The 22595-nt window shown below is 35.3% G+C and carries 19 protein-coding genes; all 19 read right to left on the bottom strand.

Features of this window, described 5'->3' with window-relative positions:
• Nucleotides 1–10 precede the first annotated feature (10 nt).
• Complete coding sequence (locus THEXY_RS04890; RefSeq protein WP_013787726.1) at nucleotides 11–2053, bottom strand: BglG family transcription antiterminator; 2043 nt, start codon at nucleotides 2051–2053, stop codon at nucleotides 11–13.
• 20 nt (nucleotides 2054–2073) lie between these two features.
• A complete protein-coding gene (locus THEXY_RS04885) occupies nucleotides 2074–3498 on the bottom strand; it encodes a PTS mannitol transporter subunit IIBC (protein WP_013787725.1) in 1425 nt (474 codons plus the stop codon).
• A 152-nt stretch (nucleotides 3499–3650) separates the two neighbouring features.
• Nucleotides 3651–4064, bottom strand: a complete 414-nt coding sequence (locus THEXY_RS04880) for an EamA family transporter (RefSeq protein ID WP_013787724.1) — start codon at nucleotides 4062–4064, stop codon at nucleotides 3651–3653.
• Between the two features lie 30 nt (nucleotides 4065–4094).
• On the bottom strand, nucleotides 4095–5072 hold the full coding sequence (locus THEXY_RS04875) for a LacI family DNA-binding transcriptional regulator (RefSeq protein ID WP_013787723.1): 978 nt from the start codon (nucleotides 5070–5072) through the stop codon (nucleotides 4095–4097).
• A gap of 175 nt (nucleotides 5073–5247) precedes the next feature.
• Nucleotides 5248–6714, bottom strand: coding sequence for a sucrose phosphorylase (gene gtfA / locus THEXY_RS04870; protein ID WP_013787722.1), 1467 nt, complete (start codon nucleotides 6712–6714; stop codon nucleotides 5248–5250).
• Nucleotides 6704–7690, bottom strand: coding sequence for a carbohydrate kinase family protein (locus tag THEXY_RS04865; protein ID WP_013787721.1), 987 nt, complete (start codon nucleotides 7688–7690; stop codon nucleotides 6704–6706). The genes gtfA and THEXY_RS04865 overlap by 11 nt, the downstream gene beginning before the upstream one ends.
• A gap of 29 nt (nucleotides 7691–7719) precedes the next feature.
• A complete protein-coding gene (locus tag THEXY_RS04860) occupies nucleotides 7720–8670 on the bottom strand; it encodes a carbohydrate kinase family protein (RefSeq protein ID WP_013787720.1) in 951 nt (316 codons plus the stop codon).
• 26 nt (nucleotides 8671–8696) lie between these two features.
• Complete coding sequence (locus THEXY_RS04855; protein WP_013787719.1) at nucleotides 8697–10154, bottom strand: glycoside hydrolase family 32 protein; 1458 nt, start codon at nucleotides 10152–10154, stop codon at nucleotides 8697–8699.
• A gap of 15 nt (nucleotides 10155–10169) precedes the next feature.
• Nucleotides 10170–10997 carry a carbohydrate ABC transporter permease gene (locus THEXY_RS04850; RefSeq protein WP_013787718.1) on the bottom strand — a complete coding sequence of 276 codons (828 nt, stop codon included), beginning with the start codon at nucleotides 10995–10997 and terminating at the stop codon, nucleotides 10170–10172.
• Entirely contained in the window at nucleotides 10997–11881 is an 885-nt protein-coding gene (locus THEXY_RS04845) for a carbohydrate ABC transporter permease (RefSeq protein ID WP_013787717.1), read from the bottom strand. The genes THEXY_RS04850 and THEXY_RS04845 overlap by 1 nt, the downstream gene beginning before the upstream one ends.
• A 73-nt stretch (nucleotides 11882–11954) precedes the next feature.
• The gene (locus THEXY_RS04840; RefSeq protein WP_013787716.1) at nucleotides 11955–13280 is read right to left on the bottom strand and encodes an ABC transporter substrate-binding protein; all 1326 of its coding nucleotides are present in this window, start codon (nucleotides 13278–13280) and stop codon (nucleotides 11955–11957) included.
• Nucleotides 13281–13475: 195 nt separating this feature from the next.
• Nucleotides 13476–14369, bottom strand: a complete 894-nt coding sequence (locus THEXY_RS04835) for a 1,2-beta-oligomannan phosphorylase (RefSeq protein ID WP_013787715.1) — start codon at nucleotides 14367–14369, stop codon at nucleotides 13476–13478.
• A 12-nt stretch (nucleotides 14370–14381) separates the two neighbouring features.
• The gene (locus THEXY_RS04830; RefSeq protein ID WP_013787714.1) at nucleotides 14382–15290 is read right to left on the bottom strand and encodes a beta-1,2-mannobiose phosphorylase; all 909 of its coding nucleotides are present in this window, start codon (nucleotides 15288–15290) and stop codon (nucleotides 14382–14384) included.
• Nucleotides 15291–15511: 221 nt separating this feature from the next.
• Nucleotides 15512–15742, bottom strand: a complete 231-nt coding sequence (locus tag THEXY_RS04825) for a VOC family protein (protein ID WP_013787713.1) — start codon at nucleotides 15740–15742, stop codon at nucleotides 15512–15514.
• 108 nt (nucleotides 15743–15850) lie between these two features.
• Nucleotides 15851–16534, bottom strand: coding sequence for an anaerobic ribonucleoside-triphosphate reductase activating protein (locus THEXY_RS04820; RefSeq protein WP_013787712.1), 684 nt, complete (start codon nucleotides 16532–16534; stop codon nucleotides 15851–15853).
• Nucleotides 16531–18624, bottom strand: a complete 2094-nt coding sequence (locus tag THEXY_RS04815) for a ribonucleoside triphosphate reductase (RefSeq protein WP_432416173.1) — start codon at nucleotides 18622–18624, stop codon at nucleotides 16531–16533. The genes THEXY_RS04820 and THEXY_RS04815 overlap by 4 nt, the downstream gene beginning before the upstream one ends.
• Nucleotides 18625–18850: 226 nt before the next feature.
• On the bottom strand, nucleotides 18851–20986 hold the full coding sequence (locus THEXY_RS04810) for a sodium-translocating pyrophosphatase (protein ID WP_013787710.1): 2136 nt from the start codon (nucleotides 20984–20986) through the stop codon (nucleotides 18851–18853).
• A 230-nt stretch (nucleotides 20987–21216) separates the two neighbouring features.
• Nucleotides 21217–21879 (bottom strand): potassium channel family protein, encoded by a 663-nt coding sequence (locus THEXY_RS04805; RefSeq protein WP_013787709.1) that lies wholly within the window; start codon nucleotides 21877–21879, stop codon nucleotides 21217–21219.
• Nucleotides 21880–21947: 68 nt separating this feature from the next.
• The gene (locus THEXY_RS04800) at nucleotides 21948–22592 is read right to left on the bottom strand and encodes a potassium channel family protein (protein ID WP_013787708.1); all 645 of its coding nucleotides are present in this window, start codon (nucleotides 22590–22592) and stop codon (nucleotides 21948–21950) included.
• Nucleotides 22593–22595 lie beyond the last annotated feature (3 nt).

Below are 22595 nucleotides of genomic sequence, written 5' to 3'. Positions count from 1 at the left end.
AATAATCCTCCTAATACTTTTTTAATACGTTAATAATAATATTTTTTACATCATCAATATTACCATATTTTAAGGCATCTTTGAAATCATCGTTTTCTACAAGTGCAATGCTTATCTCACCCAGCATTTCCAGTACGGTGTTATCCTCTTTCTTCCTTGCCAACATCACAAGAATCGTATCAACTTCTTCATACGTAAACCCTATGCTTCTCATTTTGATAGGACTACTTAGTCTGTATATTCCGATGTACGGTATGATCATCTTGTCGCTTCTTGTGTGTAAAAGAGCGATCCTTGTGCCTGGTATGACCGTATTGCCCATCATCTCCCGCTTTTTTATAAGCTCTTTTATTTCATCTTTATCTGACATGACGTCTATATTTGATATTTCATCTACAATTACATCTATAAGCTCATTTAAGCCATTTGCGCTTATCTTGCTTATATTCAAATTTTTTAAAGTTTCACCAAAATACTTAGTTATGCTGCTTTCGCTTTCTGATCTGCTTATGTCATTTAACTTAAGTGGCAAAAGGTAATTGTCATCTTCATTAAAGCCTATCTTGTCGATTAAATTTCTTATTTTTCGTATATCGTCAGAAGTTAAAAAAGGTGATACCGTTATTACATTGTCTAAAGAATCTTCATCTTCATACAGCTTTACTGTAGAGATAATGATATCATAATCTTTACCATCGTCTTTATTGCGTATTGAACCAATTTCTATAGAATCTATCTCAGGAAAAGCGCTTTTTAATTTCTCTGACAATATCTTTGCCGTTCCTATGCCGTTAGGACATATTACTAAAGCCCTCAACCTTTTTTCTGACTTTTGCCTTTCAATAGCAGCACCTACGTGCATCGTTATATAACCTATTTCCTCTGCAGGCACTGTTATGTTGTACTTTGAAAATATAAGCCTGCAAGCTTTATTTACCGCTTCAAACAATTCCCCATAATACTTTTTTATTTGATCTATTAAAGTATTTCTGGACTGAAGGCCCATACTAAGCCTGTAAATAAGTGTCTCTATGTGCTGCGACAAGCCGTATATAAGTTTATCATCGCACTTTATCTCCGTCTTCAATATCTTTGCGACTTCTTCGATAAGCTCTTTCGAAAGGTCATCTAATGTGATTCCAAGCTCAATGAAACCTTCTTTCTTGTAAATATACTTTTTGCCATTTAAGTGTATTGCCAGGTATGCCAGCTCATCATCTGTTAGATTTATGCCGTGTTCTTTCATTATTTCATCTACTTTATAGATAAAGCTAAACTGTTCTGACGACAGTATGTCATCCACAATATCTTTATTTAACTTTATGCTTTCATCTTGCATGTACCTATATATAGCCGTTGCCAAATGCAAAAATAAAGCGAAATAATTGTTGTCGTCATTTATCTTTACGACTGTCTCATTAATAAGCTTCACCAATTTTTTAGCGGTATTTATAATTTCACTGCTAAATATATTATTAAAAAACTCCGTAATGAACTTATCCTGTTTGTCGCCGTACACGTACATAAGCATTTCATCCAATGGCAAATAACTATACATTAGCTCTATTACCGCTTTTCTCTTGTCTATCTCTGTCCCCTCAACTTTTATGCCTATGCCTCTTTTCCTTATAAGCTCTAAGTTTCTCACCTTAAGCCATATCTCTATCTTATCGAGGTACATGCTTATTGTGCCTTCTGATACATTGAAAAGATAGCTGAAATAAGTTGATTTTAATGGCTCTTTTGACAAAAGCATGCTTAAAGTCATATATATCTGCCTCTGCTCTTGGCTTAATATGCTGCCATACGATATAGGGCCAATTTCTTTGCTTATTTCTTCTAAGCTTTCATTTCCACCGTGTATTTCATACTTTGACTCATTTTCAGTTATAACACAACGGTAGCTTTTCAAAATCTTATTCGCTTCATGGACTTCTCTATCAATAGTCCTCTTGCTGATATTCATTAATTTGGAAAGGTCCTCTATACTTAAAGGACCTTTCTCTATTAAAGATTTAATTATGAATTTTTGACGATCGCTTAAATCCTTCATATCATCATTCACCGTTTTTATTATTTCTTCTTAATCGTCGAAATAAACTCGTCATATACTTTGCCATCAAGGAAATTATTCACTTTCACTATTTGTGCTGATGGTGCCACCTGTGACGCTCTTTCTGCCAAGCTTTCCTGCGTAAATACTATGTCAGCCTCTTTTGGTATCTGGTTTACTGCAGAATGTTTGACGGTTATATCAAGTCCAGCATCTTTAAGTTTCTTTTTGAGTATTGATTCACCCATCGCAGATGAGCCCATGCCTGCATCACAAGCAAATACTATTAATTTAGGTTCTGCTTTTGCAATATTTGATACAGGAGCTTGTCCTTTGCTTTGCGCTTTTAGATTGCTTACCATTGACTTAGCAAATGCCATGTTTTCTTCGCTCATTGTATCCTCGCTGGCTCTTCTTACAAATACAGAAGCTATTAAGAATGATACAACAGCACCTACTGTTATACCTGTCAATACTGGTAAAAGTCCGCCTTTTGGTGTCATGGCAATTTCAGCTATGATGCTTCCTGGTGATGGTGTTGCAACAAGGCCTGCGTGTGTTAGAACGAATGTAGCATCTGCAGCCATTCCACCACCTATTACAGCTAATATCAGTATAGGATTCATTAAAACATATGGAAAGTATATTTCATGTATACCACCAAAGAAGTGGATGATCACAGCGCCTGGTGCTGATTGCTTTGCTGTGCCTTTGCCAAAAATCCAGTATGCCATGAGTATACCAAGTCCTGGGCCAGGATCTGTCTCTAACAAGAAGAATATGGACTTGCCAACTTCTTTAGCCTGCTGTATTCCAAGTGGTGACAATATACCGTGGTTTATTGCATTGTTTAAGAATAATACTTTACCTGGTTCAATGAATATTGCTATCAAAGGAAGTATTCCCTTTGCAGTTACCCATTGTGCTGCTGCACCTAAACCTGTCGATATACCTGTAACGACCGGATCGATGAAAAGAAATGCTAAGATTGCTAATATTGCGCCTAATATACCTGCCGAGAAATTGTTTACCAACATTTCGAAGCCTGTCGGTATCTTTCCATCTACTGCTTCATCAAACTTTTTGATAAGATACCCTCCAAGTGGTCCCATTATCATCGCACCTAAAAACATCGGTATGGATGAACCTATTACAATACCTGCTGTAGCAATAGCACCTACGACGCCACCTCTTACATCGTATATAAGTTTACCGCCTGTATAACCGATAAGGATAGGCAGCAAGTATGTTATCATAGGTCCTACCAATTTAGCTAAGTTGGCATTTGGTGTCCAACCAGTAGGAATGAAAAATGCTGTTATAAGACCCCATGCTATAAATGCGCCGATGTTAGGAAGAACCATTCCAGCTAAAAATCCGCCAAGCTTTTGAAGTTTTGCTTTTGCAGTTCCACCTTTATTTGTCAAAGCCATGTTTCTGTCCATGATTTTTACCCTCCTTAAATTTATTATTTTTTCTAATTCTATTGTATGACACCATTTACACCTTTTCAATTTAAACAATTTCATTTCTGTCATCTGTTTTCCGTGACAAATTTTAAGAAGGGTAAAATTATGGCATTGTGAAGGCATATACGCTACATGATCATGACAAAAGTACCTGCCGTTATCAAAATTCCTGCTATTATGGTCTTTAAATCAAAATGCTCACCTAAAATTATGTATGACAAGACAAGTGTTATGACTATACTGGACTTATCAATAGGAGCAACTTTTGAAACATCTCCTAAAACTATGGCTTTGTAATAAAAAAGCCATGAAAGACCTGTAGCAAGACCTGATAGAATCAAAAAAAGCCAGTTTTGCCGCGTCAATACTTTCATGCCGCTCTGTACACCTGTAGCAAAAACAATGCCCCATGATAAAAATATGATGACGCTTGTGCGTATGGCTGTTGCAAGGTTTGAATCTACACCTTTTATACCGATTTTTGCTAAGATAGATGTCAGTGCCGCAAATAAAGCAGACAATATTGCATAAAGCTTCCACACGATTAATGCCTCCTAATTAATTAACTATTTTTAAGCAGATTCTCTTTCAACCAATGTAATGGGCAGAACATTTTCTATGCTTACTTCCTTGCCATCAATTTGATCCAAAATTATCTCAATAGTTTTTTTCGCCATTTCTTCTATAGGCTGTCTTATGGTAGTCAACGGTGGGACAATCGTCTTTGCAATGCTGATATCATCATAACCCACAATCTTTAAGTCCTTTGGGACTTCTTTGCCTATTTCTCTAGCTGCATTTATAATCGTAGCTGCAATCAAGTCACTGCTGGCAAATACACCGTCAATATCAGGATGGTCTGTAAAAAGCTTAATAATCAATTTTTTATACTCGTCGGTATCAAATACGTTTAACTTTGTCTCCACTACGACATTTTCAATGTTATGCTCTTTTACCACATCCATAAAAGCTTTATAACGATTATTCGCAGGTGTATTTAAAACTAACGGACCACTAATATGGGCAATTTTTCTGCACCCCTTTTGTATCAATAGCCTTGTTGCTAATACACCTCCATTGTAATTGTCTGACGCAACATATGGTATTTTTTCAGAGAAGTACCTATCAATAGCAACTATAGGCAAATTTACATTAAGGTATTGTTCAGTTTTCAAAGTATGACTTCCGATTATTATACCATCAACTTGATGTCTTTTAAGCATATCAATGTAGCCTTTCTCTTTCTCTACATCTTGCAGGGAATTGCACAACAATATCTTATAATCATTTTGATATGCATAATATTCAATATAGTTTGTAAGTTCTGCAAAAAAAGGGTGTGAAACGCTAGGAATCAAAAGCCCTATTAAATAAGATTTCCTTCTATAAAGTGAACGAGCTAATTCATTTGGCTGATAATTTAGCTCTTTCATTGCCTCATATACTTTTTTTCTCGTCTTTTCGCTTATATATCCTCTATTATTTAAAACTCTCGAAACTGTCGTGACAGTCACACCAGCTTTTTCTGCAACATCTTTTATTGTAGCCATCGCATCCACCTTCTACTTATAAAACCATCTTTTGTTTAATATAAACCTACTATATTATATTACTTTTAAAAAAGCTTGTCTATAAAAGGGCATAGAAGTACAATCTAAAATGCAATAGCAATCAAAAAGCAAGTCTACAATATCGCTTGTAAACTTGCTTTAACAACAAAAATATTTACACTATATATTCCACATCTTTTCCATTTTCATCTACATAATTAACGATTGTCCTGTATGACCCCAAATCTATGAATAAACTACAATGTTTATCATCTTTTTCCCAAGTAAGCCTAATTTCATCATCTTTACAGTCTTCTACTAAAAATTCTCCATTAAAAGCTTCATATCTATTTCTAAATCTGATCAACTTTAGTAATCTCTGAACGACGTCTTTCTGAACTGATTCCTCTATTTCATTTAAACCATAATTGTGTCTATTTATCTCTCGCCCTTCTTTTGTCCTTTTTACTGCTTCAAAGTCATTTACTCCAGCTAAAAGACCTACGTAATAGACTTGTGGTATACCTGGTGTAAAAAATTGAATAGCTCTGGCTGCTAAATATGCATCATCATCACAATTTAATGCTGAATAATATGTGCACCCAATTTGATGTACATCAAAACCATCTTCTGATTTATATTTATCTCCGTATATAAGGCTTAGATTCGCACCTCTTTGCACACATATATCGACCACTTCTTTAGCTTTCTTCGTATCAATAAGTCCATCCAAATCAGGTTTTACAGGAATTCCATCATGGCAATCCAACATTGTAAATTGATTCATAGGACGGTTTTTTAGATAATCATACAACATTTCATTTGATCTGTTTATTAAAGTATAAAGAACAGTAAACGGCAAAATAAAATCATAAATCCAAAATCCACGCTCTGCCAATTTGTATTGTACTTCAAATTGCGAATGTACCTCCAAAAGCAGTTCTATTCCATAAGATGCTGCTTGTCCTTTTATCCAGTTTAAAAATTCGTATATATCCGGTTCCACAAAGAAACAGCTAGTTCCCATTTTTTTTATTACATATCCTACTGCATCAAGTCGGACTATATTAACACCAAAATTGCTAAATGTTTTAAAGACTTCTAATAAAAATTCTCTTACTAAATGTGAGTTGACATCCAAATCGATTTGTTCTGATGGATCTGTCTTTCCAAAAGTCGTCCAAACTCTTTCTTCTTCTCCTGTTTCTTCTATTTTAAATGTTGAATATGGCAAAGTCCTTCGCAAAAACATTTTTTCTATATCGGTTTTGACAGGTTTGCCATCCTTCCAAAGTTTATCCAATGTAATAAACATATCAGCGTATTCTGACATTCTTCCTTTTTTTAAGAAATCCTGAAAATAAATAGATCTTCTTGATACATGATTAACCATTAAGTCTAAAAGAATATCAAAATTATCAGCCATTTTCTTAATGTCGTACCATGATCCAAATTTAGGGTCTATCTCGCTGTATGTTATTGGTGCAAACCCTCTATCACCAGATGATGGAAAAGGCGGCAAAATGTGAATACCGCCAAATACATCAGAAAAATATTTTTCTAATACATCATTTAAAGTTTTTAGATCACCGCCCAATGAATCTGGATAAGTTATTAGCTGTACTTTATTATTAAGCGCCATTTAATACCACCTCAGTTTTTTTTAAATCATAAATAGACTTTATTGTATCAATGTCTGGCAAATCAACTATTGCTCCTACATACCTTAGTTTATATGCGCTGACTGCAAATCCTAATTCCAATGATTCTTTTAAAGTATATCCTTTTATCAAACCACTATAGAACCCTGACCAAAATGCATCACCTGCACCAGTAGTATCAACAACTTCATCTGCTAACGTATTAAATCTAATTGTTTCTTTTCCGTTTGAAACTATTGCCCCATCCTTCCCCAATGTAAGAATCACTAATTTAGCACCAAGGTCCAAAAATTTTTTAAGCTGATCTTCTGGTGCATCTTTGCCAAAAATCCTTTCTGCATCATCTTCAGATGGCTTTATAATATCAACTTTTGCTATTAAAGATTTTATATATTCTATTCCATCGTGACCTCTTTCCCAGATCATGGAATGATAATTAGGATCATAACATACTAAAACATCGTGTTTTTTACATTCATCAATCAAAATCTCCACTGTACTCCTTGACGGATTTCTCGATATAGGCCAGCTAGAAAAATGAACTATTTTTGTGTTCTCAATTAAGTATTTTAGCTCATCTGAATATTCAATATGATAATCTGCATCTCTGTAAAATATTGGTGTGGGACTGCTTTTGCTTTTTGTAACCAGAACCATGCTTGTGGAATAGTCGACTTGTCTTACATATTTAATTTCAATATGGTGTTCTTGCAATTTTTTTAATAAAAACTTTCCAAGTCCGTCATTGCCAACCGATGAAACAATAATTGAATTTATACCTAACATTTTAGAATTTATAGCAATATTTGCAGGTGAGCCTCCAAAATATTTTTTATAAGTATCACACTCAAAATCATCATCATAATCTGTAGAAATCATATCTACCAACATTTCTCCAACTGTCAATACATCATACTTTTTATCGTCAAACACAATCTTGTCATTAAAATTAAACATGATTATCCTCCATCATTTAGATTTATAAATTAAGATAACAATTTTTTTACTTCGTCCATAGAAGGCATAGCGGGAATAGCTCCTTTTTTTGTAGTGCATAGCCCGCCAACTGCATTAGAAAACCTGATTATTTCTTCCATATCGCTACGGCTAATTTTTTCTATTGGACATCCGATTTTCGATATGTTATAAAGAATTCCTCCCAAAAATCCATCACCTGCTCCTGTAGTGTCAACTACATCTACAAAAAATGCAGGTATTTGTCCTGAACCTGATGAATATATATAATAGCAACCATCCTTTCCCAATGTCACCAATACAAGCTTTATTCCCATGTCGTACAGCTTGCTGCTGGCCACTTGAATATCTGATTCATCAGTCAAAAAATACAATTCTTCCAATGACAGCTTTGCTATATCTACATATTTAAGTGGAGAAAATATCACTTCTTTTGCTGATATTTCGTCTTTCCACAACGTCGGTCTCCAATTCGGATCATAAGATATTATTTTTCCAGTTTGTTTTGCATACATTAAAGCATTTAAAGTTGCAGTCTTTGAAGGTTCATCTGTTAATGATAATGAGCCAAAATGAAATATTTTACTTTCGTCTATTAGTGTTCTATCGATATCTTCACTGCTAAGCATCACATCAGCACCTGGATTTCTGTAAAATGTAAAACTCCTATCACCTAATTCATCCAGATGAACAAATGCCAATGTTGTATTTGCATGAACAGTATTTTTTAAACCTCTTGTTTCAATCATATTTTTATCAAGGACCTGCTTTAAAAAATGCCCAAATTGATCATCGCCAACCATCCCAATAAAAGCACATTTGCCGCCTAATTTCGTTACTGCAGTCAAAACATTAGCAGGTGCTCCACCAGGATTCATTTCGAACAGTGTATTCCCATTTTCTGATTTTCCAGCAGGCGTAAAATCAATCAGCAACTCTCCTAACGCCACTACATCATACACATAAACCACCTCGAATAGTTTATAACTTACTCTATATCCCATTTTTTAAAATTCACAACTTTGCAAAGTCCATTAGAAAACAATGAAATATTTACAGACTGACTGTCAGGGTAAACTCTCCCAGTCATTACTTTTTTCCCACCGTTTATAAAAACTTCAACAGACGATACATCCACAAAAATACTAAGCCTTAATCTACCATCTATTAGATCAACTTCTGCCTTTCTCTCTCCTTTAGGACCAATGCCGGATCTTTCTCGATTAAATGTAAATAATCTTTCACGGCAATTATATGACAAAACAGTCTCTTCGCACTTTCCCTTAAATACCTTAACTCCAAATTCATATGCATCTTGTGGTTCAAATTCAGCATCAATCTCATAACATATTCCATTCGTTTCAAGATCAACTTCACCATTTAATTCTATGTCTTGCAAACTGTATTCATTTTTCCTGTACTTAACTATCTCTGATATTGGCTTAAAGTATATCTCCTCACCTATTTTTATAACTTCTCTAGGAAGCGTCATAGCACCAGCCCAATTATGGCCCAGACGATTCGTGACCAAATCTGTCTCCCACATGTTCATCCAAGCTATCATTATAACTCTACCATGCTTATCCACAGTCGTCTGTGGTGCATAAAAGTCAAATCCATAATCAACCAAGTAGTAATCTGTATATGCGAATTTCCCTTCATCTACATTTAACTTGCCAATAAAATAGATAGAAGAATGAGTATTTTTGAAATAAATACCATTAGGTCTCATGTACTGTGCTGATACAAATAAAATGTCTCTATCATCAAATCTGACTATGTCAGGACATTCCCAATTAATGCCTGTACTTTCATTGCCATTTAAAAGAATGTTTACAAATTCCCATTTTACTAAATCAGTTGACTTATACATTAGAGCCTGCCCAATTCCATGTTCATCATTAGAGCCAATTAAAAGATAATAGGTATTATCTATTTTAAAGACTCTTGGATCTCTAAAATCTTTCTTGCTGGCTTTATCTGGAATCTGTGCTACATCTATTATCGGATTTCTTTCATACTTTTCAAAGGTAATGCCATCTACTGATATGGCCATATTTTGAACTTGTTTGTAATCATCATTTTTTTCTTTCTTAGTATATATATGTCCTGTGTAAATAAGATATAAATTCCCATCTTTTTCGATAGCGCTTCCAGAAAAGCATCCATCTTTGTCATAGTCTTTATCAGGTGCTAAAGCTACAGGTAAATAAGTCCATTTAATCAAATCTTTGCTTACAGCATGACCCCAATGCATTGGTCCCCAAGCAGCATCATATGGGTAGTGTTGATAAAATAAATGGTAATTATCTTTAAAATGAACAAATCCGTTTGGATCATTTATCCACCCATATTCACCCATTAAATGATATTTCAATCTGTACATTTGCTTTAACTTTTCTTTACTACGTCTTATAAACTCATTCGCATTGTTAATTTTGCTCATTCAATTCATCCTTTATTATTTAATTGAACCCTGTAAAACACCTTTTATAATCTGTTTTTGCATTATCAGATATACAACTATTACAGGAATAGTCGCAATCATTAATGCTGCCATTGCAGGACCATATTCAATTGTGTATGTCCCGTAAAAGTAGAAAACAGATAATGGCAATGTTCTCTGGTCAGGTGATATTAAAACTAAATACGGTAGTAAAAAATCATTCCAAATCCATAAAATATCCAATATAGCGATAGTTACTGTCGTCGGTTTTAGAAGTGGAAAGACAATTTTAAAAAATGTCTGAAGTTGGCTACACCCATCGATCGTCGCTGCTTCTTCTAACTCTACAGGTATGCTTTTTATAAAGCCATGGTACATGAAAACAGCTAATGATGCACCAAAACCAATATACATATAGATTAAAGACCATTTATTGTCCATCATCCCTATCGAACCATATATTTTTACAAGTGGTATCATTATGCCTTGAAACGGAATAATCATAGATGCAACCATAAAGAAAAACATAAATTGGTTGAACTTCCACTTCCTCCTCACGAATATATAAGCTGTCATTGATGACAACAATGTTATCAGCGCAACGCTAAACACTGTAATGATTAGCGAGTTTGCGAATGCATGCAGATAATCCATCTTTGTATATGCATCAACATAGTTGCTTAAATTTAGCTTATTTGGTATCATCATAGGATTTAATAATATGTCTTTTCTTTCTTTAAATGAATTAATTAATACAATAAAAAATGGAAAAATATATAGTACAAATACTATGCTTAAAAATATCAGTTTTATGCCATTTAATATATATTCTTTTCTTTTCATCAGCTTTCCACCTCCATCTTCTTGCTAAAATACACTTGCAATAAAGTGACAATTGCAACTACAGCAAATAGGAAAAACGCTTCTGCTTGGCCAATACCATACTGCTGACTCAAAAAGGCAGTATTATAAACATGCATTGAAATCAACTCTGTACTCTTATACGGCCCACCGTTTGTTAATGACAAGTTTATATCATATACCATAAAACCTCTCTGTAATGTTAGAAAAACACTTATCGTAAATGACGGTACCATTAATGGAAGAATTATATTTTTAAGCCTGTGATATGAATTTGCACCATCGATACTTGCGGCTTCTAATAGATCTCTGGGAATATTCATAAAACCCGAAATATATATTACCATCATGTATCCAGAGTATTGCCATACAGTTACAATAACCAACGCCCAAAAAGCTTTATTGGGATCAGTAAGCCAAGATGCACTAAATATAGGCAAATTAAAATGTTGACCAATGTAGACAAGGATATTTGAAAATACAAACTGCCAAATAAAGCCAAGCAATATACCTCCAATTAAGTTAGGAGTAAAAAATCCCGCTCTAAAAAAGTTTTGTCCTTTTATACCACTTGTCAACAAATACGCTAAAAAGAAAGCAATAGCGTTAATTAGTATTACAGAAAAAAATACGTACTTTAAAGTAAGCAAAAAAGATGTCCAAAATACTTTGTCTTTAAACACTTGTAAATAGTTTTGAAATCCAACAAATGAATGTGTGGCCGAAATACCGTTCCAGTCAGTAAAAGTAAGATATATTCCATATATAAACGGCAATATTACTACTGTAAAAAAAGCAATAGTCACAGGCCCAGCAAATATCAAGTATGTCTTTAGTCTACTCAAGAAATTTTTCTCCATATTCATATTAAATCCTCCATAACATTGAATAATGCTGAATAACGGATAGAACATTCCATCCGTTATTCAGTAAAATTATTTATTGTACACTTTTCCAGTAGCTTTCAATATCATTGATTAAGCCTTTTCTATCTGTAACTCCAGATAAATATTTCTGCATTGAAGCACCTAATTTTGACCAATGATCAGATGGTAATGTTGTCATAAATTCTAATGTGTTTCCTTCAGTTATATATTGCTCAATTGACTTTGCTAATGGATCATTTGGCACAAGCTTGATATTTTTGAATGCTGGAATTACACTACATTGATTCACAAGCGCATCTTGTCCTGACTGACTGTATACTAACCAATTCAAGAACTTTTTCGCTGCATCCTGCTGTGCTTGGTTGTTTTGTGTTTTGTCTATTCCTATAAATTTAGTAACACCAACTGGTATTCCAGAATTGCCATAGTCATTTGGATCATTACTTATTGGCACAGGTACAAATCCATATTGACCATTTGCTGTATCAAATGTCTTTATCTGAGGCCATGCCCAGTTGCCCATAAACCAAAAGCCAACTTGTCCTTGTCCAATAACTTGAGGACCTTTATCGTATGTTGGTGCCATAGGATTATTTTTATCTAAATTATACTTTTTCATCATGTCAAACGTATCCATTAAACCGTTAAATACTTTATTATTTGCTAGATCAGCTTTACCAGCTTTTAAATCAGATATAAATTTATCTACTTGAGCAGGATCTTTTGATTGATCAGCGTAAGCAATAGGTAAAAAATGTCCTGCTAATGACCAATCCATTGGAGAAATTTCCAGTGCTTTCACACCACTCGCTTCAACTTTCTTAAAGGCATTTTCCAAGTCATTCCTTGTTTTTATTGATTTCGGATCAAAATTACCTCCAAAAGCTTTATCTAAAACTGCTTTATTGTATATAAAACCATATCCTTCTATTGCAAAAGGAAAAGCCATAACTTTACCATCTATAGTCGCAACATTTAATGCACCTGATACTGCATCAGATACCCACTTTTCATTGCTTAAATCTAAAAATTTGTCTTTAAATTTCGCAACATCACCAGGATCAAGCATAGCCAAAGTAGGAGCATTACCAGAAGCGTACATGGAAGTGACTTTTTCAAAAGGAGATTGTCCTGCAGGCACTGGAATTACATCTACTGTAATATTTGAATTTTCTTTTGTAAATTGCTTAGCAGCAGCTTCTAACTGTGATTCTATTTCGCCTTTTGAATTTAAAAAAGTAATTTTAACGGTTTCAGAGCTCTTAGATGATGTATTACTTTTAGCTGATGTGTTGTTGTTCGTCGTGCCACAACCTGCAACAAGTGAAAGTATCAAAGCCGACGATACAATCATTGATAATAATTTTTTTCTCTTCATGATGATCTCCTCTCCATAATTATTTTAAAGCTTTTTGTAAAGCTTTTTATTATGGTTTTATTATATCATGCATTTCTAAATATGTCAACCGTTTGATATATTCAAGATAATTCTGTATTTTCTTAATTGAATTAATCACTGTAATAAAACTAACCCCCTCACATCACATATACTCTTGATGTGAGGGGGTTAGTTTTAATCAAATTTTATATCATTCATATTTATATACGCTACACCTATTACAGTGTCTGCGCCACCATAATAGACAAATATATCATCGCCTCTTACCGCATTGCCACAGCTAAAGACCACATTTGATATAAAGCCGTTCTTTTCCCATTCAAGTTCAGGTTCCAAAATTGGCTCTTTTTGCCTCGCTAAAACTATCGATGGATCATTTATGTCGAGAAGTGCTGCACCTAATCTATAGACATTGTCGTCATCTGCAGCATGGTAAATGAGAAACCATCCATCTTTAGTCCTTATAGGTGGTCCAGCCACACCTACCCTTGAGCTTTCCCAAGTTCCTTTGATAGGTTTTATTATTGATTTATGGCCAAACCATGTTTTTAAATCGCTGGAGTATGCTATCCATATATCCGGATACCTTCTGTGAAACATTACATAATTGCCATTTATCTTTTCTGGAAAAAGCGCAGCATCTTTGTTTGGCTCATCTAAAACAACACCTTTTCTCTCCCAATTTATTAAATTTTTTGAAGTCGCAAGGCATATTCTGTAGTCATCATCTGTCCTATCTCCAAAGCCTGTATACATCATGTAGTACGTATCGTCAATCTTAACTATCCTTGGGTCTTCGCACCCTCTTAGCTCTTGTTCTACGTCATTACTTAAAACAGGTTTATCAAGCCTCATAAAGTTAATTCCATCTTTGCTTACAGCGTAGCCTAACCTTGATATATATTTTCCGTATTTTTTGTGTGGTCCTAAGTCCGTCGCTCTGTAGATAAGGTGAAACAATCCATTGTCGTATATTGCAGAACAGTTAAATACAGCTTTTCTCTCCCATTCATGCTCTGTCACTGGTTCTAAAATTGGTTTGTCGCTTAGCCTTTTTAGCTTTATCAATTTATCCACTCCTTAAAATGATATTTTATTTTTTTCTACTACTGCGACACCTATATGTGTATCTGCACCACCGTAATAAACGTAGTACATTCCATTTGCTTCAACTGCACCACAGCTAAAAACTACATTTGGCACAAGACCTTCTCTTTCCCAATCAAGTTCAGGCTCTAAAATAGGCTCTTTCTGCCTTGCTACCACTTTTGAAGGATCTTTTAAATCTAAAAGTGCTGCACCTAACCTGTATACATTGTTTTTGTCGACTCCGTGGTAGATAAGAAGCCATCCATCATCTCTTTTTATAGGAGGCCCTGCTATGCCAATCTTCTTAGACTTCCATGTGTCTTCAATAGGCTTCATTATTATCTTATGATTAGTCCAGTTTATCAAATCATCTGAATATGCTATCCAAATATCGTGTTCTCTTCTGTGAAACATGACATACTTCCCGTTTATTTTTTCAGGCAAAAGTGCTGCATCTTTGTTTGGTTCGTCAAGAACTACTCTATGTCCTTCCCAATTTTTCAAGTGATAAGATGCAGCCATACATATCCTGAAATCATCCCAACTTTTTCCGCCAAAACCTGTATAAAGCATGTAATATTTATTATCAATTTTTGTCACTCTGGGATCTTCAACACCCCATGCTTCCTGCTCTGTCTCACCTACTATAATAGGCTTGTCAAATCTTTCAAAATTGATGCCATCATTGCTTATCGCATAGCCTATTGATGACACAAATTTATGCTTTTCTTCTGGCTTCTCTGTGTTTAATACGAATCCATTGTTAGAAGCTCTGTAAAAAAGGTGAAACTTATGATCTTCATATATAACTGCGGCATTGAATACAGCTTTTCTTTCCCATTCATGTTCTTTTATAGGCGACAATATTGGTTTGTCTGTAAGCCTCCTTAGCCTAAACATTATAATACCCCCTTCTACATCAAAAATGCAACTGCTTCATCGGCTTTTATCACGAAATTTTCCAAATCAAATTCTTTATTGCTTATTATATCTTTCACTCTTCCAGAAATGTTCGCATCAATCTTCACATCAACATCTTCATGATTAATAAATATAATTATATAATTCCTTTTGCAACTCATCAATATCTAAGAATCTAAGATTTACACTGCCAAGATTGTTTATGGCTCTATGTAGAGAACTTGCCCCATATCAAAAAAAGCAAGCTTTGCACGAGCATCAGATGGTTTCCCACTAAATTCTGCGTGTGACTTCTCGTAACCATCTGTCCAATTCCACTTAGGCTTTAAAACTCCAAAAAAGTCTGCAAAAGTCTTTGATGCTTCATCAATGTCCTTTACTATTATGCCTATCTGTGTGACGATGTTGGTACCTAACAAATTCTTGTCCATAAAAATCCCCCTAATAAATTTTTAATTGAACTTCCTGTAACTCATCTAATAAAATTATACATCTTCCATAATTTTTCCCAAAAAAAAGAGGAGAAAATCTCCTCTTTTTTACCTTATCAATATCTCATCTACCTTGTCTTTTAATATCTCTTTTATCCCATTCAAAAATTCAATATCACATGGTTGTTTACCGCACAAGTCTTTATCTAAGACACCGTCAGAATATTTGTAGGCTTGAAGCACATATCTTCTGCTGCCAGAAATCAAATCACCAATTGACGAAAAATCTTCTAAACTAATTATTTTGTCATTTACAGTCGTCCTGAATTCATAATCTATCCCAGAGTTTTTAATTAAATCAATGCTTTTTACAATTCTCTCTATATCTTCATTGTTTTTTACAAATAACCCATATTTATTTTTAGGTGCCTTTACATCCATGGCAATGTAGTCTACCAAATCATCGTTTAAAAGCCTTTCTATTACATCCGGGCGGGATCCGTTGGTATCAAGCTTAGCGCTAAACCCTAAATCCTTTATATCCTTAATAAAGTCATATAAGCCATCCCACAGCGTAGGTTCACCACCTGTTATACAAACGCCATCTATTAGATTTTTTCTTTTATCCAGATATTCTAAAAACTCAGCTTCACTCTTAACAGGTTTTTTAGATTTAATAAGCTGGCTATTGTGACAGTATGGGCAAACAAAGTTACATCCACTTACAAATACCGTCGCAGCTACTTTGCCTGGATAATCCACCATAGACACAGGCAAATAATCATACATCATATTACGAATTCCTTCCTGTCAGAAAACTCCTCTCTTTTGCCTTCATTCCAGTTTTGAAGCGGCCTGTAGTATCCCACAACTCTACTGTATACTTCGCATTCATTGCCACAATATGGACAGTTAAAATGCTCTCCTGATATGTAGCCGTGGTTGTCACATATTGAAAATGTCGGCGTTATTGTGTAATAAGGAAGCCTATAATTGTAGGCTATCTTTTTTACCAATGCTTTGCATGTATCAGGATCGCTTATGTTTTCACCTAAAAAACCGTGAAATACTGTCCCGCCTGTGTATTTTGTCTGAAGTTCGTCCTGCAAATCAAGGGCTGTAAATATGTCATCTGTAAAGTCGACAGGAAGCTGCGTAGAATTAGTGTAATACGGCACATCTCCTCCTGCAGTGATGATGTCTTTGTATAACTCTTTGTCTTTTTTTGCCAATCTGTACGACGCACCTTCAGCAGGCGATGCTTCAAGGTTGTAAAGGTAATTTGATTCTATCTGATAGTCTTCCAATCTATTTCTCATGAAGTCCAAAACTTCCAATGCGAAATTTCTGCCTTTTTCACTCGTAATGTCGCATCCCATGAAATTCAAAAGCGCCTCATTCATTCCTATTAAACCAATGGTATTAAAGTGATTCTGCCAATATGAGCCAAATCTCATCTTTATATCTCTTAGGTAAAATTTAGAATATGGATAAAGACCCATTTCAGTCATATTCTCCAGCACTTTTCTCTTTATCTCAAGGCTCTTTCTTGCTACATCCATTTGCTTTCCTAATCTCTCAAAAAACTCTTCTTTTGAATCGGATAAATACCCAATCCTTGGCATATTTATCGTTACAACGCCAATCGATCCTGTCAGTGGATTTGCTCCAAAAAGACCGCCTCCACGCTTTCTAAGCTCTCTATTATCAAGCCTTAACCTACAACACATTGACCTTGCATCCTCTGGGTTTAGATCGCTATTTACAAAGTTGCTGAAATACGGCAATCCGTATTTTGCAGTCATCTCCATTATTTTATCGATGACGGGGCTTTCCCAATCAAAATCCTTCGTTATATTGTAAGTTGGTATTGGAAATGTGAATATCCTTCCATTTGCGTCCCCTTCCATCATAACCTCAGCAAAAGCCATATTAAGCATGTCCATTTCCTTCTGAAATTCTTTATACGATCTATTCATGGCTTTACCGCCTATTATGACAGGTTCGTCAGCCAGTATATCTGGCACCACCAGATCCATCGTTATATTTGTAAATGGAGTCTGAAAACCTACTCTTGTTGGGACATTTATGTTAAATATAAATTCTTGCAAAGATTGTTTTACTTCTTTATACGAAAGCTTGTCATAATATATAAACGGTGCCAAATAAGTATCAAAATTAGAAAATGCCTGTGCACCTGCGGCTTCTCCTTGAAGTGTATAGAAGAAGTTCACTATCTGTCCTAAAGCAGATCTAAAATGCTTTGGAGGTCTACTTTGCACCTTTCCCTCTACACCGGTAAATCCAGATACGAGGAGGTCTTTCAAATCCCATCCACAGCAATACACAGATAAAAGGCTTAAGTCATGAATGTGCAAATCGCCATTCACATGGGCATCTCTTACTTCTTTTGGGTATATTTTATTCAGCCAGTAATTGGCCGTTATCGTACTTGCTATGTGATTGTTTAAGCCTTGGAGAGAATAGCTCATATTGCTGTTTTCATTTACTCTCCAGTCTAACTTGCCTATATACTCGTCCACCATTTTTTCAATGTCCATAAACATATTTTTAAATTCTCTTATGTCTTGGTGTTGTTTTCTGTACAATATGTAAGCTTTCGCTGCCTTTGCAAATCCATGTTTTATCAAAAATTGTTCTACAATGTCTTGAATCTCCTCTACACTTGCGCACCCTTCAAAATTATTTCCTATGTACTCTGTAACTTCTTCAGCTACCTTTAAAGCATCATTGTATTCCCCTTCGCCGACAGCTTCAAACGCCTTATTAACAGCATTTGCAATCTTCGCTCTGTCAAATTCTTCTTCTTTGCCATTTCTTTTAATTACTTTCATATTTTTATCCAATTTCAAACCCTCCATTAATTATCATCTGTAAAAATGATCCACTAAAATCCCACTTAAAAGTTAACCAAATAAGCAAACATATCTGAAATTTTCTAATATTAGCTCTATATATTGTGTTTGATTGTATTGATATATCAATATATAGTATATCATTAATACACCCTTCGGTCAATAAAATTTTTCAGAGCTCAAGACAATTAAAAAAGGTGGAGCATTAAACTCCACCTTAGCATAGATCTTTTTATCTAAACAAGGATGCAAACACAAGCGTGATAGTGCTTATAAGCTTTATCAAAACGTGTAATGATGGACCTGCAGTGTCTTTAAATGGATCACCGACTGTATCGCCTACAACACCTGCTTTATGGGCTTCAGACTTTTTGCCACCGTAATTACCTAATTCAATATATTTTTTAGCGTTATCCCAAGCACCACCACCGTTATTCAAGAACAAAGCCATTATTACACCAGATATAGTGCCAACCATCAAAAACGCTGCTGCAGATTCTTTGCCAAGCAAAATACCAACTAAGATAGGCGCCACAACGACTATAAGACCGGGGATAACCATCTCTTTCAATGCACCTTTTGTAACTATATCAACTGTTTTCGCGTAGTCTGGCTTTGATGTGCCTTCCATAATACCTGGGTTTTCTTTAAATTGCCTTCTGACTTCCAGTATGACGTATTGTGCCGCTTTACCAACAGCTCTTATAGCTGTTGAGCTAAAGAGAAATACTATCATAGCACCTATAAATGCTCCTATGAAAACCTCTGGTTTGCCTATGTCTACAGCAAACCAAGAATCGATAGGTTTGCCAAGTATTTTCTTAACTTCATCAAGATATGCAGAGAAAAGGAGGAATGTAGCCAGCGCTGCAGATCCTACTGCATAGCCTTTTGTCAACGCCTTTGTCGTATTTCCACATGCATCAAGCCTATCTGTTACAAGCCTTACTGACTCAGGTGCTTCGGACATTTCAGTGATTCCACCTGCGTTGTCAGTAATAGGGCCAAAAGTATCCATTGCTAATATATAAGCAGTTGTAGACAGCATTCCCATTGTAGCTATAGCAGTACCGTAGAAGCCTGCTGTTGCTATATTAGGAAGTGCAAGCTGACCAAGCCTATATGCAATAACTATTGCTGCTGAAATAAACAGTACAGGAAGTGCCGGAGACTCCATACCTACAGAAATACCTGTAATTATATTTGTCGCAGCACCGGTTGTTGAAGCCTTTGCGATCTCTTGAACTGGTCTTTTACTCATAGATGTGTAGTAATTTGTCAAAAATACAAATACGTAGCTTAAAAGTATACCTGCAACTGCTGCACCATATAGAAGCAGATAATTTACGCTATTTCCATTTGAAAGATGACCTGATAACATAATTTTAACAGCGAAGAAAAGCACAATTATATTTATTATCGTTGTCACAAAATATCCTTTGTTTAAAGCAATCATAGGATCTTTTGATTCGTCTTTTGTGTTTACGAATACAATGCCGATAATTGAAGCGATTATTCCTATTGCACGTGCTACAAGTGGGAACAATATTCCCTTTAATCCAAAGACAGGATACAAGCCTACACCCAAAATCATAGCGCCTATATTTTCAGCGGCTGTTGATTCAAACAGGTCGGCTCCCCTACCAGCACAATCTCCGACGTTATCGCCAACCAAATCAGCGATTACTGCAGGATTTCTTGGATCATCCTCTGGAATGCCTGCTTCTACCTTGCCGACAAGGTCAGCCCCTACGTCAGCAGCTTTTGTGTATATACCACCACCTAACTGTGCGAAAAGCGCAACAAAAGAAGCGCCAAAGCCAAAGCCTACTATCAATGATGGAGCATTTTTAACTAATTCCTGCTGACCAGATGCCCCACCGTAAGCGAAAAACAAAGTTGCCACGCCAAAAAGTGATAATGCTGTAACTGCAAGGCCTGTAACAGCCCCACCTCTTAAAGCGATCTGTAAAGCCTTATTAAGACCTTTTCTTGCGCCACTGGCTGCTCTTACATTTGAATTTACTGCCATGTACATGCCTATGTAGCCGGATATAGCAGAGCACAAAGCTCCAGATATAAATGCCAATCCAACATGCCATGCATAGCTTATGGCAGAGCCAACACCTTCTGCCTGATGTCCATAGTAATTGGCAATTATAATTAAGACAGCAACTATCAGTGCAAGGACTGTTATCGTTTTATACTGCCTGTTTAGAAAAGCCATTGCACCTTCTTTTATGGAGTCTGAGATCTGCTGCATCTTCTCGTCACCTTTGTCTTGACTGAAAATAAACCTAATAAAACCAATGATGGCAAGAGCTGCAATAATAACAACTCCATAGATGATAAGTAGATAGGAATTCAATTAGACCATCTCCTTTAATAATTTATTTAATTAATATGTTTACTAAAGTATTATTTCTACACTGAATAAAAAATTCCTTCATGTTTTTAAAAAATATTTTATATTTTTTATTGACCAGTTAGTATTAATCATAGCTGATCGTAAAAAGCAGTTAAAGCCTCAAATTGTTTTTTGTATAAAAAAAAGACTTTGCACTATGACATATTCAGTCATTTGTGCAAAAGTCTTTCTTACTCTGCATCAAAAATATTTTTTAATGCTTCCTTGCTCTCATCGCTTACGACGCTTAAGACCTCATCACCCGGTAAGATGTATGTGCTACCGTTTGGAAGCAAAACTTTGTTGTTTCTTACTACCGACATGATAACGCAGTTATTCGGCAACATTAAGTCTTTTATCATTTTATTGGCAGCATTGGAGCCTCTTTCAATGATGCTCCTTACGATAGAGATTTTCCCTTCTGAAAGATTGATTATGGTTGTAAGCCCGCTTATTTCAGCTTCTTCTTCTATTAACCTTGCAATTATCCTGGCACTGCTTACAGCCGCATCTACTCCCATATCTTTAGTAAAAAGCCAGTCATTTTTTGGATTGTTTATCCTGGATACTACTCTCGATACGCCAAACTCGTATTTTGCCAGTTGACAAATTATAAGATTGTCCTCATCATGCCCTGTGGCAGCGACAACAATATCCGTTCCTATTATTCCAGCTTTTTTTAAAACATCCGAATTACAGCCATCTCCAATCACTATGTCACACTTTAATTCTTTCCTTAGTTTATCAATCTTTGATTCATCTTTTTCAATCACGACAACTTTTTCTTGCCTTTCATTCATCAATTGAGCAAGATATAAGCCCAATCTACCAGCACCAACGATCATTATTGACATGATTATAACCTGCAATTTGGAAACATATTTATTGTTTCCGTCAGGTTTTTTCACCTCCTTACCAATATTTACATAAACATCTGTTTCATCTTTGTCTTTCCAAAAGCTGTAACGGCTATAAATATCTTATCTCCTTTTTTCACAACTGTGCTTTGTGTTGGAATTATAGCGATGCCATCTCTTACTATGCTGACTACATTCACTTCTGACGGAATTACTAAATCTTTTACGTAACGCCCATCCAAATAAGCTGAAGCTTCTGTCTCTACTATTTCCACTTCGCCACTGCCAAATGACGAAATCCTAAAAAGATCAGGATGACAAATCAAATCCTTCATCTTATTTGCACCCCATAATGTAGGAGATACAGTATTTATGCCCATTTTTCTGTATATTTCAGCTCTTATGGGGTCATATATCCTTGCCACAATAGTAGGAACATTAAATTTCTTTTTTGCAATCAAAGCCGTAACGATATTAGTGTTATCACCGTTTGTAGTTGATGCAACAGCATCTGCATGTTCAATACCTGCTTTTATTAAAGTAGCCTTGTCAAAAGCAACGCCTTCAATGAACTTTCCTTTAAAAGAAGGCTTCAATCTTTTAAAGGCATTTACGTCTTTGTCTATGACTACGACACTATAGCCATCTGAATCTAACATCTGTGCCAACTCAGCTCCAAGCCTGCCGCATCCAGCAACAATTATATTCATAAA

The sequence above is a fragment of the Thermoanaerobacterium xylanolyticum LX-11 genome (assembly GCF_000189775.2).
GTDB lineage: Bacteria > Bacillota > Thermoanaerobacteria > Thermoanaerobacterales > Thermoanaerobacteraceae > Thermoanaerobacterium > Thermoanaerobacterium thermosulfurigenes.
This window is presented reverse-complemented; position numbering and strand designations above follow the sequence as displayed.

Coding starts and splice junctions, on each gene's coding strand:
- THEXY_RS04890 (WP_013787726.1), bottom strand. CDS start 2,053: ATGAAGGATTTAAGCGATCGTCAAAAATTCATAATTAAATCTTTAATA.
- THEXY_RS04885 (WP_013787725.1), bottom strand. CDS start 3,498: ATGGACAGAAACATGGCTTTGACAAATAAAGGTGGAACTGCAAAAGCA.
- THEXY_RS04875 (WP_013787723.1), bottom strand. CDS start 5,072: ATGGCTACAATAAAAGATGTTGCAGAAAAAGCTGGTGTGACTGTCACG.
- gtfA (WP_013787722.1), bottom strand. CDS start 6,714: ATGGCGCTTAATAATAAAGTACAGCTAATAACTTATCCAGATTCATTG.
- THEXY_RS04865 (WP_013787721.1), bottom strand. CDS start 7,690: ATGTTTAATTTTAATGACAAGATTGTGTTTGACGATAAAAAGTATGAT.
- THEXY_RS04855 (WP_013787719.1), bottom strand. CDS start 10,154: ATGAGCAAAATTAACAATGCGAATGAGTTTATAAGACGTAGTAAAGAA.
- THEXY_RS04850 (WP_013787718.1), bottom strand. CDS start 10,997: ATGAAAAGAAAAGAATATATATTAAATGGCATAAAACTGATATTTTTA.
- THEXY_RS04845 (WP_013787717.1), bottom strand. CDS start 11,881: ATGAATATGGAGAAAAATTTCTTGAGTAGACTAAAGACATACTTGATA.
- THEXY_RS04840 (WP_013787716.1), bottom strand. CDS start 13,280: ATGAAGAGAAAAAAATTATTATCAATGATTGTATCGTCGGCTTTGATA.
- THEXY_RS04830 (WP_013787714.1), bottom strand. CDS start 15,290: ATGTTTAGGCTAAGGAGGCTTACAGACAAACCAATATTGTCGCCTATA.
- THEXY_RS04825 (WP_013787713.1), bottom strand. CDS start 15,742: ATGGACAAGAATTTGTTAGGTACCAACATCGTCACACAGATAGGCATA.
- THEXY_RS04820 (WP_013787712.1), bottom strand. CDS start 16,534: ATGATGTATGATTATTTGCCTGTGTCTATGGTGGATTATCCAGGCAAA.
- THEXY_RS04815 (WP_432416173.1), bottom strand. CDS start 18,624: ATGGAGGGTTTGAAATTGGATAAAAATATGAAAGTAATTAAAAGAAAT.
- THEXY_RS04805 (WP_013787709.1), bottom strand. CDS start 21,879: ATGTCAATAATGATCGTTGGTGCTGGTAGATTGGGCTTATATCTTGCT.
- THEXY_RS04800 (WP_013787708.1), bottom strand. CDS start 22,592: ATGAATATAATTGTTGCTGGATGCGGCAGGCTTGGAGCTGAGTTGGCA.